Annotated in this window: 11 protein-coding genes and 1 pseudogene; 1 reads left to right on the forward strand and 11 read right to left on the reverse strand. The window is 68.7% G+C overall.

What is annotated here, in order from left to right:
* Window positions 1-371: 371 nt before the first annotated feature.
* The gene (locus tag ABD466_RS26050; protein ID WP_344659801.1) at window positions 372-2648 is read right to left on the reverse strand and encodes a vWA domain-containing protein; all 2277 of its coding nucleotides are present in this window, start codon (window positions 2646-2648) and stop codon (window positions 372-374) included.
* A 199-nt stretch (window positions 2649-2847) separates the two neighbouring features.
* On the opposite strand from ABD466_RS26050, the pseudogene ABD466_RS26055 reads away from it, so the two are divergent.
* Window positions 2848-2949 (forward strand): annotated as a pseudogene (locus ABD466_RS26055) (nitroreductase); the annotation flags it as partial.
* Window positions 2950-3031: 82 nt separating this feature from the next.
* On the opposite strand, the gene ABD466_RS26060 reads toward ABD466_RS26055, so the two are convergent.
* The 10 genes from ABD466_RS26060 to ABD466_RS26105 all read right to left on the reverse strand — a co-directional run bounded on the left by ABD466_RS26060 (window position 3032) and on the right by ABD466_RS26105 (window position 13414).
* Entirely contained in the window at window positions 3032-3613 is a 582-nt protein-coding gene (locus ABD466_RS26060; protein ID WP_344659802.1) for a dihydrofolate reductase family protein, read from the reverse strand.
* Between the two features lie 72 nt (window positions 3614-3685).
* Window positions 3686-4576 (reverse strand): helix-turn-helix domain-containing protein, encoded by an 891-nt coding sequence (locus ABD466_RS26065; protein ID WP_344659803.1) that lies wholly within the window; start codon window positions 4574-4576, stop codon window positions 3686-3688.
* 76 nt (window positions 4577-4652) lie between these two features.
* Complete coding sequence (locus tag ABD466_RS26070; protein WP_344659804.1) at window positions 4653-6065, reverse strand: hypothetical protein; 1413 nt, start codon at window positions 6063-6065, stop codon at window positions 4653-4655.
* Window positions 6066-6269: 204 nt separating this feature from the next.
* Window positions 6270-7250 carry a PH domain-containing protein gene (locus tag ABD466_RS26075; protein ID WP_344659805.1) on the reverse strand — a complete coding sequence of 327 codons (981 nt, stop codon included), beginning with the start codon at window positions 7248-7250 and terminating at the stop codon, window positions 6270-6272.
* A 19-nt stretch (window positions 7251-7269) separates the two neighbouring features.
* Window positions 7270-7692: a universal stress protein gene (locus tag ABD466_RS26080; RefSeq protein WP_344659806.1), complete on the reverse strand. Its 423-nt coding sequence runs from the start codon at window positions 7690-7692 to the stop codon at window positions 7270-7272.
* A gap of 260 nt (window positions 7693-7952) precedes the next feature.
* Window positions 7953-8669, reverse strand: coding sequence for a GntR family transcriptional regulator (locus ABD466_RS26085; protein ID WP_344659807.1), 717 nt, complete (start codon window positions 8667-8669; stop codon window positions 7953-7955).
* A 3-nt stretch (window positions 8670-8672) separates the two neighbouring features.
* Window positions 8673-10208, reverse strand: coding sequence for a beta-N-acetylhexosaminidase (locus tag ABD466_RS26090; RefSeq protein WP_344659808.1), 1536 nt, complete (start codon window positions 10206-10208; stop codon window positions 8673-8675).
* Window positions 10209-10222: 14 nt separating this feature from the next.
* A complete protein-coding gene (locus tag ABD466_RS26095; RefSeq protein WP_344659809.1) occupies window positions 10223-11053 on the reverse strand; it encodes a carbohydrate ABC transporter permease in 831 nt (276 codons plus the stop codon).
* Window positions 11050-12036, reverse strand: a complete 987-nt coding sequence (locus tag ABD466_RS26100; RefSeq protein ID WP_344659810.1) for a carbohydrate ABC transporter permease — start codon at window positions 12034-12036, stop codon at window positions 11050-11052. Before ABD466_RS26100 ends, ABD466_RS26095 begins: the two co-directional genes overlap by 4 nt.
* A 58-nt stretch (window positions 12037-12094) precedes the next feature.
* Complete coding sequence (locus ABD466_RS26105) at window positions 12095-13414, reverse strand: extracellular solute-binding protein (RefSeq protein WP_344659811.1); 1320 nt, start codon at window positions 13412-13414, stop codon at window positions 12095-12097.
* Between the last annotated feature and the right edge of the window lie 209 nt (window positions 13415-13623).

Here is a 13623-nt window from a genome sequence, read left to right on the forward strand (position 1 = left end):
TTCCCCGAGCGAGGCCCCCGCTGGAAGCGCCGCCGGAGGCGCTTTTGACCTTGACCGTCCCGGTGGATCCATCACCACCCCACGAAACCAGCACACCAGCTGGATTCGAACCGCGCCCGAAGAGGCCCAGGCCGGGGCGGGATCGTGAACACGGGGACAGAGGCCGATCCAGGTACACACCGACCACCACCCCGCACCATCAACACCGTGGCCGAAGGTCGTATCAACGCCTTTGAACCCAACCCTCACTGCACCCGGCGCCACGAACCCGCCCCCTCCGGTCCTCCTCAGGCCCTCGTGCCTCTCAGGCCCTCAGGTCCCTTCTGACCTCCTCTGAGCTCCTCAGCTCCCTCCATGCCTCATCCACCCCTCTACTGGTTGTGCGGCACCGTCACCGTCGTCGAGCAAGTAGCGGTGTTGCCAGCCATATCAACTCCCTCATAAGTAAGCGTATAGACACGCCCCCCACCGGAGCCCAACCGCCCGGCGAGCAGCGAGCCGCTGGTGTCCGGCGTCCCGATGCTGAAGCCCTGGATGTCGCCGGGGTCGATCGGTTCGTTCGCCGTCACCGACTTCAGCGTGAACCCGGCCGGGCCGGAGAACGCGTCGTCCACGGTCACGGTCGCCTCCACCGGGATCATCTGCTTGTCCGGCGGCCAGATCTCGCTGGGTGTCACGCTGCACGCCACGGTCGGCGGGGCCGAGTCCAGCTCCAGGGCCGCGGCGTAGTCCGAGCCGTCGGCGGCGCCGGTGTTCCGCGCCGGAGAGTCGTCGGTCGCGCCGCACACGACGATGTGCTGGCCGTCGCCGGTGACGCTCAGGGTGCGGGTGGCCTTGCCGGTCGCGTCGACGGTCATCGGCCCCTCGGCCAGGCCGCCGAGGCCGTCGGTGCAGTCGATCGCCCGCACCCCGGAGGGATCGGTGGCGGTCACCGTTCCGGTGACCGGCGTCTGGGAGGCGTTGAAGACGCCTTCCTGCGAGCCGGGCGCGGTCGGGAAGGTCAGCTTGACCGTCGGCGGGGTGGTGTCGCCGCCGGGCGGCGTGTTCGTGATCTGCGTGATCGCGGCCACCAGGGCGCCGCCGACGCCGCCGGGGGCGTTGCTGCTGAAGGTCTGGCCGCCGGTGCCGGTCGCCAGGTGGGTCATGAAGCTGGTCGCCGACGTGTCGTAGCCGACCAGGATCGGGTAGACCGAGGCCGGATCGACGGCGTTCGCGGCGGCGATCACCGAGGCGGAGGTCAGGCCGCTGTGGTTCTCGGGGTCGTGGCCGGGGGCGTCGCCCATCGTGACGATGGCCTTCGTGACGCCGTTGCGCCACGGGTAGTTCACGGCCGTCTGGACGCCGGAGAGCACGTCCTCGGGGATGTCGCAGCCGCCGCCGACCTTCCCGGGCAGCGTGCCCAGGGCGTTGACGATGTCGGTGCGTTTGGTCGCGAAGTTCAGATCCACCACCGCGTCGTAGTCCGGCGGGCAGCCCGGGATCTCCGAGTCGACGTCCTTGTAGTCGACGAGTCCGATGCGGAAGTCGGCCAGGCGGGCCGGCGTGCCCTTGCCGGACAGGTCGTCGAGGATGGTGTTGGCGGCCGTGACCGTCGCGTCGATGTAGGGCGACATGCTGCCGGTGGTGTCGATCGCGAAGACCAGGTCGACCTTCGGGACGTCCTGGCAGATCGCCAGGATCATCCGGTTGCCCAGGTCGGCGCCGTAGCGGTTGATGATCGCGGTCTTGAAGTCGGACCACTGCCGCCGCGTCTCGGCGATCGCGCCCGACACCGCGGCCTGCTCGTTGGAGCCGATCTGCCCGCGCGGCGTCCTCGGGTCGGAGGCGGCGCCGCTGGCCGGGTCGATGAGCGCCTCGTCCTTGTTCATGCAGGCGTGGGTGACCCGGTTCTTGCCCGGGCACTTGTCGCTGAAGATGCCCGCGTAGTACCCGGTCGTGAGATCGGTCGGGATCGCCGGCGTGGACGTCCCGGCCAGGTCCAGGATCGGCGACGGCCCCGGCAGCCCCAGCCCGGGCGGGTTGGAGATGCTGATCGGCTTGCTCGGATCCGACTGGTCAGCCCAGTTGCTGTGCGAGTAGAAGTCCTGGGCGCCGTGCAGCGCGCGCCCCAGCCCTTCGATCGCGTTGCACTTGGCCCGCCCGGAGAACCCGCCCCCGAAGGTGCAGTCGGAGGTGATGTCCACCTGGTCGCCGCGCAGGTCGCCATTGCTGTCGAAGAGTCCCGCCGCGCCGTCGACACCCTGCCCGAACCGCTGCCGCAGGTGGTTGACACACGCGAGCAGGTTCGCCGTGGCCGTCGCCCGCGACTGCGGATACCCCGCCACGTTCAGGTAGTCGGCGTTGTCGCAGTGCGCGGCCGGATCGTTGAACTCGTCCAGGTCCGGCGACCCCACCGCCCCGAACGTCCCCGAGTGCCCCGCCAGCTGGTCCATCGACCGGGGCTCGAAGCAGTCCCCGGTGGACTTCACCCCCGGCGCGCACGCCAGCGCGGCGCGCGTGATCCGCTCGTGCTCGGAGCGCTGCCCCAGGCCGTTGATGGTGCCGAACGCCGACGCCGTCGACGGCTTCGCGGTCTGCGCGGCCAACGTGCCGCCGAGCGCGAGCGCGATGACCGACAACCCCGCGGCGAGGCGGTGGCGCCTCGACATCCCCGTGGATCCGTGCCTTTCCCGTGAACCCATGGATCCTCCCGATGACGTGCGCGAGCGTGTCCCACGCCTCGTCAGGCGTCATCCTCGTGACTGGATGCGCGAGGTGCTATATGGGAGAACACTGATTCACGGAGCGTCACCAACGGTCCGGACCTGGACGTCGACGCCACAACGGGGTGATCTAGCGTGGAAAATCGTGGATGTATACGAAGCCGTGGACACCCGCCGCTCCGTCCGGGCATTCCGTGACCGGCCGGTGCCACGCGAAGCCCCGGAACGAGTCCTCACTGCGGCATCGGCGGTGGCGTAGCTGACCGCCGGGCCGCCCGTGCTGCCGGGCACCGTCGCAGCGCGCTTCTTCGCGTACCCACTCAGATCGGTCAACGACGCACCCGATAGCGCAGGTGAAGCACCCGGTTGCCCTGAACAACCACCTCTGGGCCTTCCAGCAGGTGCTGCACGTCGACGGATCCGAAGTAGCGCTTACCGGACCCGAGCACCACGGGTGCGACGTCCATGCGCACCTCGTCGACCAGCCCCGCGGCAAGCATCTGCCCACCGACGTCACCCGCGGCGACCTCGACGATGCGGTCACCCGCAAGCTCCCGGGCCTTGGCCACGGCCGCCTCGACGCCGTCGACGAAGTGAAACGGCGCCTCAGGGGCCCAGCCCTCGGGCGCCGGCCGGTGCGTCACGATGACCACGTGGTCGACCCCGCTCGGAGGCGTCCCGTCCCAGCCCTCGGTCAGGTCGAAGACGTGGCGGCCGGCGATCGTCACCCCGATCTGGTCCCAGTACGGCCGGACGTAGTCGTAGGACGCCTGCGACACCTTCAGAACACCACCGTCGTCCAACGGCACGTCACCGCTGACCAGCCACTCGAAGATCGGACCGGGATCGTCGTTCTCATCCGCGATGAGACCATCCACCGAAACCGACGCGTTCATGACCACGTTTCCCATGGATTCACCACCTTCCTCCTCTGTCCGGAGTCCCAAGTCTTGTGCGGCGCGACCTGTCGCTCTTGTACGAAATCAATCGGCTGGGAGCGGCCAGCCGTCCAGGACGTGGTCGGGATGATCGCGCAGGAATCGCCGCCGGACTTCGGCGTACCGGGTCGGCGTGAGCCCGGTGAACTCCCGGAACTCGCGCACGAAGTGGGCCTGGTCGAAGTAGCCCGCGCCAGCGGCAACGTCTCCCCAGTCGATCGGTGCAGTGACGTCGAGCGCCAACACGGTGGAGCTGAAGCGGTAGCTGCGAGCCAGCCGCTTCGGCGTGACTCCGACTACGGCCTTGAACCGTTTCGCCACATACGTGCTGCTGGCGCGGGCCGCCACACCGATGTCGCCGATCGGCACCGTCCCGCCTGTCGCCGCGACGGCGCTGCTCATTTGGCGGACCAGGTCAAGACCGTCGATCACCCGCAGCCGTCGCATCAGTTCCTCCTCGAGCACCATCAGCATCTCGTGCGGTGCGTCCGCCAAGGCCAGTCGGTGTCGCAACTCAGCGATAGCAGGCTGGCCCCAGATCTGCTCCAACCTCGCAGGTCGGTCGCACAACTCGGCCGCGGGCATCGGAAGGAACGGTGCCAGCCCCCACGGCCTGAAGTGGACGCCCACGGACCGGGTCGGGGTCGGGTAGCTGAACTCCCACGCGCGCGTGGGAGTGGTGACCGCGCAGCCGTCGGCGTACTCCACGGCGTCTACGTCGGTGCCTGCGCGGATGAGAAACGGCGCCCCGAGGTTGACGATGAGCAATGGCGCGGGCGCCGCCGGCAGCATCAACCGAGAGTACGGCGGAGCGCCCTCCAGGTAGTAGAGGTCGTCGATCAGCCCGTCCAGCGGCGGACCGGGCACCCTAGACACATACTCCACGCCGACATCATCCCCGACGGCCCATCCGGCATCACGCGCCGCCGCCGGCATCGAGCCGGCGCCGATCCTTGACGGGCGCCCCGGCGCATTTCGGTCCCCGGCTGCACCTCACGTTGTGAAGAGCCGACTATCGGGCGACCCTGTGCTCACCATGATTTCGGATCACGCCGTCGAAATGCATTGCCGGAACATTCCTTGCCTGGTGATAGGCATGCTTCATCGAGAGGACGAGCGTGGGTCGAAGCAAAGCGGCGACCAGAAGAACGAGCGACGCCAGCCAGACCGCCATGAACTGCCCGAAGTACCACCCGTTGAGCTCACTGGTGACGCCCCCGACCGCCATCATGGAGATCATGATTACGACCACGATCTCCACATAGAAATCCAGCCCTCGCTGTGTGCGGTACGGCCTACTGCGTCGCACGATCGATACGTAGATCGCAATGCAGGCGTAGACCAGCAACAACTCCGGGATGATCACCGCGGCTTTTGCCCATATGGGCCACCCGTTGTCATAGATCAACATGAGCACAACCAGGATGAAGGTCACCGCGGAGAAGACGCCTCGCAATCTGCGCACTGCGGACTGTTGGACCGGGTCGCCTTGCGCCGTGGCCGACTGCACGCGACTCGTAGTGGGTAGTTTCTTGAACTGCAGGGAGCTCCACATCAACCCGTGCATGCTGTGATGCCGCGAAGAAACGTAATGCTGCTCCTTCCTATTGGGAAGCGCGAGCGCCAGCCAGAAGTACGTCCCGAATATAACGGAAAGTGCAAGTCGCGCCCAGAGTCGCAGGGTGATCTCGGTCGCTTGTCCGCTGGCGACCGGCGCTTGCGAGGATGCCTGTACAGGCAGAGGCGACAACCTGGGCGGTTGGGCGGACTGGTACGCCGCCAGTGCGACGACGAAGACGGCTCCGGCGAAGGCGAGGAGCGCGTAGATCAACATCACCACCGCCTCGGCGTTCCTGTCGTGTTTGAACGAGATCTTCACCGCCAGGCTGCGTATTCCGTCCTTCAGGGATTCTTCTCGATTCCTTTTCAACTCGCGCAGCTGGCGGGACCCGGACCACTTGCTATCCCACTCGGATCGATCAAGATCAGTGATGTCTTCGTAATCGAGCTGCGATGATTTGAATACATAGCACGGGCTATCCTTCTTGTATCCGCCACTGCCTAAGCGTGCCTTTTGCTCCTCGCCGGCCACCATCGGTAGTCCGAGAGGGCCCGCCATGGCGGAGATGAGTAAGATCACGGCAAAAGCGACGGTCACCAAGAACACCACCACTGTCGCCAGGGCAAGAGGAACGTGAAATGGGGCCAAATAGTAGGTGCGCGTCGCATACTGTGATGAATTCAGCGCGGCTAGAGCGAGAACGGCGGCGGTGAGAAACGAGACGCCGGTCAAGAGTCGGCCGACTCTGTCCTCGAGAACTCTGTACACTTCGGCCAGCGCGTCATAAGACTTCTCCAGCAGTTGCAGTCTTCCGTCCAGCTCATCGTCGATCTGCTGGAGACTGTGCTGGGCGTTCCTGGGCATCGGCGCTCACCATTCAGCTTGAGGCGCCTGAGCGCCCTCGCGATGGGGATGATTTTCCTCGATCGTGGCATGGACTCGTGGAGGGCTTCGCGTCTATTGCTCTGTTTGGACGATCGGAGGAGCGGCGGCTGCTGGTGCTTCGCAAGGGAACTGTTTCGCGTGGGCGGAGATGGGGAGACGATGTGGTTCCTCGGAGGGTGAACGTCAGATCCGTCCCAGCAACTCCGCCTTCTTGGTCGCGAACTCCTGGTCGGTGAGGATCCCGGCGGCGTGCAAGTCCGCCAGCTTCCGGATCTGCTCAGTGGGGTCGAGCGTGATGTCCGCGTCCGGCGAAGGCGAAGCCGGCGTGGGCGCGGCAGCACTCCTCGCCGCCGGACCCGACCGCGCCCCGGTCGTCGCCTGGCGGATGGCGTCGGCCAACAACTTGAGGTCCCCGTTGAGCACGTGGTCGATCTCCGACGACTTGCCCGCGGAGTAGATCGTCAGCGTCCCGTTCGCCATACCCGTCTTGGTCTCCACCGACGACACCGCCGCCAGCGGGAAGTCGACCATTTGCGAGCCGGTGAACCCGTGCCACAGGAACAGCAGCCGCTTGTCGGTCAGCACGATCAGCCCATGGGCCTTGCTGTAGTGGCCGGCGGCCATGAACGTGACCGTCTCGCCGGGCATCAGGTGCTCCGGCAACTTCTTGATCTCACGCTTGCTGCCCAGCGTCCATTTCAGCCGAGCGGCCGCGGCGTCGATGTCCGGACGTTCCCCGTCACCAGTGCCGATCGTTCCGGCGCCGCCGTCCATCTCGGCGTCGGTCACTCCCAGCAGGGGGTCGCCGGAGCCCGCGTAGACCCCGGCCACGTCGACGCCGTTGGCCAGGTTGAAGGCCACGACGTCCTTCAGGTACTGGTACAGCCGCGCGAACTCCTCCTGATCCCGGTGCCGGAACACCACGGCGTTCGGGTGCTTCACGGCATCCGCCGGCGCCGGCAGCGGCCGTCCGCCGAACGCGAACGCGAGGTAGCCGTCCGTCCCGCGCGTCGCGTCCTGGAACGCGACCGCCGACAGCGCCCGGTACGGGATGGTCCGGGGGCCGGAGCCGCCGATCAGGGTCCCGGCCAGCCCGCCCCGCATGATCGTGATCGTGTCCGGCCCGACCTCGACCGACCCGCTGTGGCCCTGCACCATGCTCATGTCCTCACCCTCGCCACGTTCACCGCACCACCACGACCGGACACGGCGCGTGATTGATGACCTGCCGCCCGACCGAGCCCAGCACCAGTCCCGAGAACCCGCCCCGGCCCCGGGAGCCCACCACCAGCAGGTCGGCGCCCTGCGCGGCCTCGATCAGCACGCGGGCCGGGGAGCCGTGGACGATCTCGGTGATCACGGCCGGGTCGGCCGGATCGCCGCCGGCCTCGCTCACGGCGGTGCCGAGTTCGGCGAGGGCGGTCTGTTCCAGGGAGGGGACGCCGGGGAGCGGATCGTCATCGGGGGAGGTGGGCTGGGCGAAGGGGAACTCCCAGGCGGAGACGACGTGGAGTTCTGCCTTGCGGAGGCGGGCTTCCTCGACGGCCCAGCGCAGGGCGTGCTTGGAGGAGGGGGAGTCATCGACTCCGACGACGATGCCGCTCATGCCTGTTCCTCCCGCTGGCCGGCCGGTCCCCGTCCATGATCGCGGGAGGGCGGGGGCGGCTCAATCAGCGTGGTCCGGATGGGTCATGGGGGCGTACTGTCACCTGGTCGTTCAGTCGTATGGCCGTGCCGTCTCGCGGTCGTGCAGCCAGGCGGTCGTGCAGCCAGGCAGTCGTGCGGACAGGCGGTCGTGCGGACAGGCGGGTGCGCGGCGAGGCGGGTGGGCGGCCATTCCTCGGCTCCCGGCTCCGCGGCTCCGCCTCAGCCCGAGCTGTGGTCGAACCGCAGCCTCGACGTGATCCGGTACCGGTCGCTCCGATACACCGACTGCGTGAACTCCACCGTCCGCCCGGCCACGTCGGCGGTCGTCCGTTCGATCCGCAGCAGCGGCGAGTAGACCGCGACGTCCAGCAGCTCCGCCTCGTGCGGGTTGGCCACCGTCGGCTCCAGGGTCTGCACCGCGTCGCGGACCACCACCCCGTACCGCTCCCGCAGCAGCTGGTAGAAGTTGCCCGCCTCCAGATCCGCCGCGCTCAGCCCCGGGACCAGCGCCCGCGGCAGCTCCAGCCGCTCGATGGCGATCGGCTCCGCGTCGACCAGCCGCACCCGGGTGACGTGGACGACCTCGTCGCCCACCCCCATCGCGAACCGCGCCGCCCGCACCGCGCCCGCCTGCCGCACCCGCAGCGCGACGACCCTGCTGCTCCACGCGCCCTCGGCCGGCGGAACGCCGAGCGGGCTGGAGGCGTCGGCCGACAGCTGTTGCACGACCTTGCGCGGGCTGGTGAACGTCCCCCGCCCGGGCCGCCGGACCAGGTGCCCGTCGGCGACCAGGTCCTCGATGGCGGCTCGCACGGTCGGGCGCGAGACGTCGAGCTGCGCGGCCAGCTCCCGCTCGGAGACGATCGCGCTGCCCGGCTCGGCGCCGTCGGCGAAGTCGAGCAGGTGGGCACGGACCAGGTCCCGTTTCGCGGGCATGGTTCAGCGGCTCCGGACGGCGGTCGAGACGCCGTCGTCCCAGCCGTCCGGACGGCTCTCCGGCAGAGCCCTGAGAGCCGCCAGCCGTCGCAGATGATGCCGCAGCCGGTGCCGGAAGTCCGCCGGATCACGCCGCTGGTCACTCCATGCGCCCTCGGCCAACGCGCACAGCCGCGGATACACCAGGTGCCGCACCACCTCAGGCGTCGGCGCGCATTCCGTCCACAGTTGCGCCTGCGCCCCCAGCACTCCGGCCTGTGCGGCCGGCAGCGGGTCGAAGGCGTAGGCGTCGGCCAGGGTCAGCACCCGGTCGTCCGGCGAGAGCGGCTCGTCCGGATGATCGGTCTGCCGGTAGTCCAGATACGTGTGCTCGTGCGGCGCCATGATGACCTGGTGCCCGCGCGCGGCCGCCTCCGCCGCGTGTTCGGGCTTCAACCATGCGGTGGTGATCAGAGCCTGGTCCAGGTCGCCGCCGACGCCGTCGTTCCAGCACACGGCCCGGCGACCGTGGTCGGCGAGGTAGGCGTGCATCTGGTTCAGGAACCAGGCCAGCAACCGCGACACATCGCTCAGGCCGAGCCGCGCAGCCCGGTCGCGTGCGACGGTGCTGGCCGCCCACTGCGCGCTCCGGCACTCGTCACCGCCGATATGTATGTTCTGCGAAGGGAAGACCGCCATCACCTCGGCCAGCACCTGCCGACAGAACTCGAGCGCCGCGTCGTGCACCCCGAGGATGTCCTCGCTGACACCCCACGACGTCCACACCGGCAGCCGCACATCCGGCCGGTTCCCGATCTCCGGATACGCGGCGAGGGCGGCCCTCGTGTGGCTCGGCATCCCGATCTCCGGAACGATCGTCACGCCCCGGGCCTCGGCGTGTTCCACCAGCGCGGCCAGCTCGTGCCGCGCGTAGTGACCACCGTGCGGGACGCCGTCGAACACGGTCGACCCGGCCCGGCCCACCATCGACTCCGCACGCACCGCGCCGATCTCCGTGAGCAGCGGCAGGCCCTCGATCTCGATCCGCCACCCCTGGTCGTCGGTGAGGTGGAGATGCAGGACATTGAGTTTGTGCAGGGCCAGCTCGTCCACGAACCGGTGCAGGAAGCCGATCGGCATGAAGTGCCGCGCCGTGTCGAGCATCATGCCGCGCCACGCCAGCCGCGGCGCGTCCCGCACGCGGCAGGCCGGCCAGCGCCAGGATTCCGGCGTCGCCGTCTCCGGATCCAGCGCCTCGGGAGGCAGCAGCTGCCGCAGTGTCTGCACCCCATTGAAGAGCCCTGCTTCACTCGGCGCCGCCAACGTCACCTGTTCCGGCTCGACCACCAGCTCGTACCCTTGCGGATGCTCGTGCGCATCGGCGTCCACGCGCAGGATCACCGGCGGACCGACAGCCGCCCGCACTCTGTCAGCGCCCAGATACTCGGCCAGCAACGCGCCGGCGCGCTGCGCACCGGGACCGGCCAGCAGATTCAACGCCGGTCCCAGAACGAACTCTCCCGGCAGCGCGGTGTACTCGGCGGGGCGGGGGATGATCACAAGGTGCCTCTCTGTCAGCCCTTGACGGCGCCGGCGGTCATCCCGGCGGTCAGCTTGGTCTGCGCGATCATGAAGAACGCCACGGCGGGCAGCGCGAACAGCGTCGAGCCGGCGATCAGGCCCGCGTAGTCGGTGCCGGTGTTGGTGGAGAACGTCGCCAGCCAGACCGGCAGCGTGTAGTGCGCGTCGTCCTTCATCATCACGTACGCGTACACGTAGTCGTTCCACGCGGTGATGAACGCGAAGATCGACGTGGCGATGATCCCCGGCGCCAGCAGCGGCAGCATGACGTGCCGGATCACTTGCGCGGGACCGGCCCCGTCGAGCCGCGCCGCCTCCTCCAGCTCGACCGGGACGCCCTGCGCGAACCCGCGCAGCACCCACACGGTCAGCGGGACCACGAACGCGGTGTAGGTGAGCCCCAGCGAGAGCAGGTTGTTCAGCAGGTGCATGCTCTTCATGGTCAGGAACAGCGGGATCACCAGCGCCGGCGCCGGGATCATCTGGATCGCCAGGATCGTGACGAGGATCGCGCGCCGCCCCACGAACCGGAACCGCGCCAGCGCCAGCGCGGCCAGGAACCCGACGGCGGTGGCCACGGCCACCACGGTCAGCGTGACCGCCAGGCTGTTGACGACGTAAGCGCCGAAGTGCGGCTTGCGCACGGCGTCGGCGAAGTTGGCCAGCGTCAGGGGGAACGGCAGGAAGTGCGGCGTGGACGTGAGGATGTCGTGCTGCGGCTTGAAGGCCGTGGTGACCATCCAGTAGACGGGGAACGCCCAGACGACGGCGAACAGCATGCCCGCGCCGTTCAGCAGCATCCGGGCCCGGCGCGAGGTCCTCATGCCTCCTCCCCGGCCACGACCAGCCGCCGCACCCACCAGCCGGCAAGCACCGCCAGCAGCACCACCGAGAACACGGCGATCGCAGCACCCTGACCATAGGACTGGGAGGCGAAGGCCTTGGTGAACGACCAGATCGCGATGGTGGTGGTCCCGCCGTCCGGCCCGCCCTTGGTCAGGATCCAGATCTGGTTGAAGACGTTGAAGTCCCAGATCACCGACATCACCGTGACCAGCATCAGCACCGGCCGCAGGAACGGCAGCGTCACGGTCCGCACCCGCCGCCAGTACCCGGCGCCGTCGATCGCGGCGGCCTCGTGGTACTCGCCGGGGATCTGGGTCAGGCCGGCGTACAGCGTCAACGCGACGAAGGGCACGGATATCCACACCACCAGCAGCCAGACCACCACGAACCCGGAGACCGGATGCGCCAGGAAGTCGTGCTGCCGGTAGTCGCCGAACACCCGCAGCTGCGTCAGCAGCCAGTTCACGACACCGTAGGTGGGCTGGAACAGCCACTGCCAGACCAGCGTGGAGGCGACCGTCGGCATCGCCCAGGCGCCGAGCAGCGCGAGCATCATCGCCGAGCGCAGCCGGCGACCCACGGCGACCATCATCAACGCCGCGCCGAGCCCGACCGCGACGGTCCCGGCCACCAGCGTCGCGGCGAAGACCACGGTCCGCAGCAGGATCGGCGCCAGCTGCGCGTCGTGCAGGATCGCGGTGTAGTTGGCGGCACCGACCGAGCTGGTCCGCCCGGTGATCAGCGTCCGGAGACCGAAACCCTGGGTGGAGATGACGCCGAGCCGGACCAGCGGATAGCCGACGACCACGGCCAGCAGCACGAGCGCCGGGGCCAGCAGGATGTAGGGCTGGGGCGTGCGGCGCGGGCGGCGTGCGGCGGGGGGTCCGGGTGGTCCGGGCGCGACGCGCCTGGGCGGCGCCGTGCCGCGGCGCCCGGGTGCGGAGGTGGGTATCGCGTTCAAGGAGCGGTTCCTCATCATTCGTAGGAGTAGGCCATCGGGTCCGGCACAGGACAGCCCCTCAGCTCACCGGCGCGTTCAACGCCTGGTCCAAGTGCGCATCCAGCGACTTGGCGGCCTCGGCCGGCGACTTCCGTCCGGTGGCGATGTCCGCGAAGAAGTCGTCGATCGACTTGTCCGACTCGACGGTCGCCCAGCCGGCCACCGCCGGGGTCGGCACCGAGGTCTTGGCGGCGGTGAAGAAGGCCTGGGAGGTGGCCGGAAGGGAACCGATGGTCTGGTCGATCACCTCGGTCGAGGCCGGGATCCAGTGGTCGATGCCGACGATCGCCGAGGCCTGGACGGCGGGGTCGGTGGCGGCCTTCAGGTAGGCCAGTGCCAGCGACTGATTCTTGCTCTTGGCGGCGATCGCCAGGTCCGAGCCGCCGAGGAACACCGGCTGGGTCCGGCCGTCGGTCGCGCTCGGGAACGGGAAGGTGCCGATCTGGTCCTTCAGCGACGGGCCGACCTTCAGGATGGAGTTGATGCTGGAGTTCAGGATCGCCCCGGCCTTGCCCTGGGCGAACAGGGTGTTGAAGTCCGGCGCGGTGGTCTCGACGTCGCGGGAGGCCGCTGAGGAGTACTTGCCGACGAAGTCCTTCCAAGCCGTCAGTCCCTTCTGGGCCTCGGCGGACTCCAGCGTTCCGGTCCACTTGCCGCCGGACTGGGCCGCCAGCTGGCCGCCGGCGTCCCAGACGAACTGAAGCGCGCCGTGCCAGTACTTGCCGGGGAAGTAGAACGCTGAGAAGTCCGGCGCGGTGTTCTTGGCCTTGACGGCGTCCAGGTCGGCTGTCAGCTGCGCGAAGGTCGTCGGCGGTGCGGTGATGCCGGCGGCGGCCCAGATCTTCTTGTTGTAGATCACCGCGCGGTTGCCGGCGAACAGCGGCGCGCCGAAGCTCTTGCCGCCGACCGTGGCCGGGCCCTCGAGCCCCGGCAGCCAGTGCTGGCCGCCGGCCTGGAGGTCGGGAAGGGCCGAGGTGATGTCGGACAGGCCGCCGCTGGCGGCGAACAGCGGGACGTCGGTGTTGCCGATCTCCAGCACGTCCGGCGGGTTGTCCTGGGCCAGCGCGGTGGCGACCTTGGTGTTGATCCCGTCCCACTGCTGGATCTGGACCTTCACCTGCGCTCCGGTCAGCGCCGTGAACTTGTCGTTGATCGCCTTGACCGCGGCGTCGGACAGGTCGCCGTCCATGTACCAGACGGTCAGGGTCTTGCCGGCGTTGCCGCCGGAGGCGGGGGTCGAGGTGCCCGTGGGTCCGGAGCTGGTGCTGCTGGAACAGGCCGTGGCGCCGAGCGCGAGCACGATGCCCGCGGCCAGTCCGGCCGGAATGCGGATACGCATGATGATCCTCGTCTTCGAGAGGTCCAGAGGGATGCGGAGGGCGGAACGCTGATCGTGCGACGGGACTCTTGCACTTGTCCATTGGTCATGTCAACGCCCCGTCCAGAATTGGCCAGAGGTCAAGAGTGATCGCGGCGAATGGCTGTGTAGTGGCTCTACCTGGCGAGGTGGCATCGCCTCTTGACAGACCAATGGCTCGTTCGCATCCT

The sequence above is a fragment of the Catenulispora subtropica genome (assembly GCF_039531675.1).
Lineage (GTDB): Bacteria > Actinomycetota > Actinomycetes > Streptomycetales > Catenulisporaceae > Catenulispora > Catenulispora subtropica.

Coding starts and splice junctions, on each gene's coding strand:
- ABD466_RS26050 (WP_344659801.1), bottom strand. CDS start 2,648: ATGTCGAGGCGCCACCGCCTCGCCGCGGGGTTGTCGGTCATCGCGCTC.
- ABD466_RS26060 (WP_344659802.1), bottom strand. CDS start 3,613: ATGGGAAACGTGGTCATGAACGCGTCGGTTTCGGTGGATGGTCTCATC.
- ABD466_RS26065 (WP_344659803.1), bottom strand. CDS start 4,576: ATGCCGGCGGCGGCGCGTGATGCCGGATGGGCCGTCGGGGATGATGTC.
- ABD466_RS26070 (WP_344659804.1), bottom strand. CDS start 6,065: ATGCCCAGGAACGCCCAGCACAGTCTCCAGCAGATCGACGATGAGCTG.
- ABD466_RS26075 (WP_344659805.1), bottom strand. CDS start 7,250: ATGAGCATGGTGCAGGGCCACAGCGGGTCGGTCGAGGTCGGGCCGGAC.
- ABD466_RS26080 (WP_344659806.1), bottom strand. CDS start 7,692: ATGAGCGGCATCGTCGTCGGAGTCGATGACTCCCCCTCCTCCAAGCAC.
- ABD466_RS26085 (WP_344659807.1), bottom strand. CDS start 8,669: ATGCCCGCGAAACGGGACCTGGTCCGTGCCCACCTGCTCGACTTCGCC.
- ABD466_RS26095 (WP_344659809.1), bottom strand. CDS start 11,053: ATGAGGACCTCGCGCCGGGCCCGGATGCTGCTGAACGGCGCGGGCATG.
- ABD466_RS26105 (WP_344659811.1), bottom strand. CDS start 13,414: ATGCGTATCCGCATTCCGGCCGGACTGGCCGCGGGCATCGTGCTCGCG.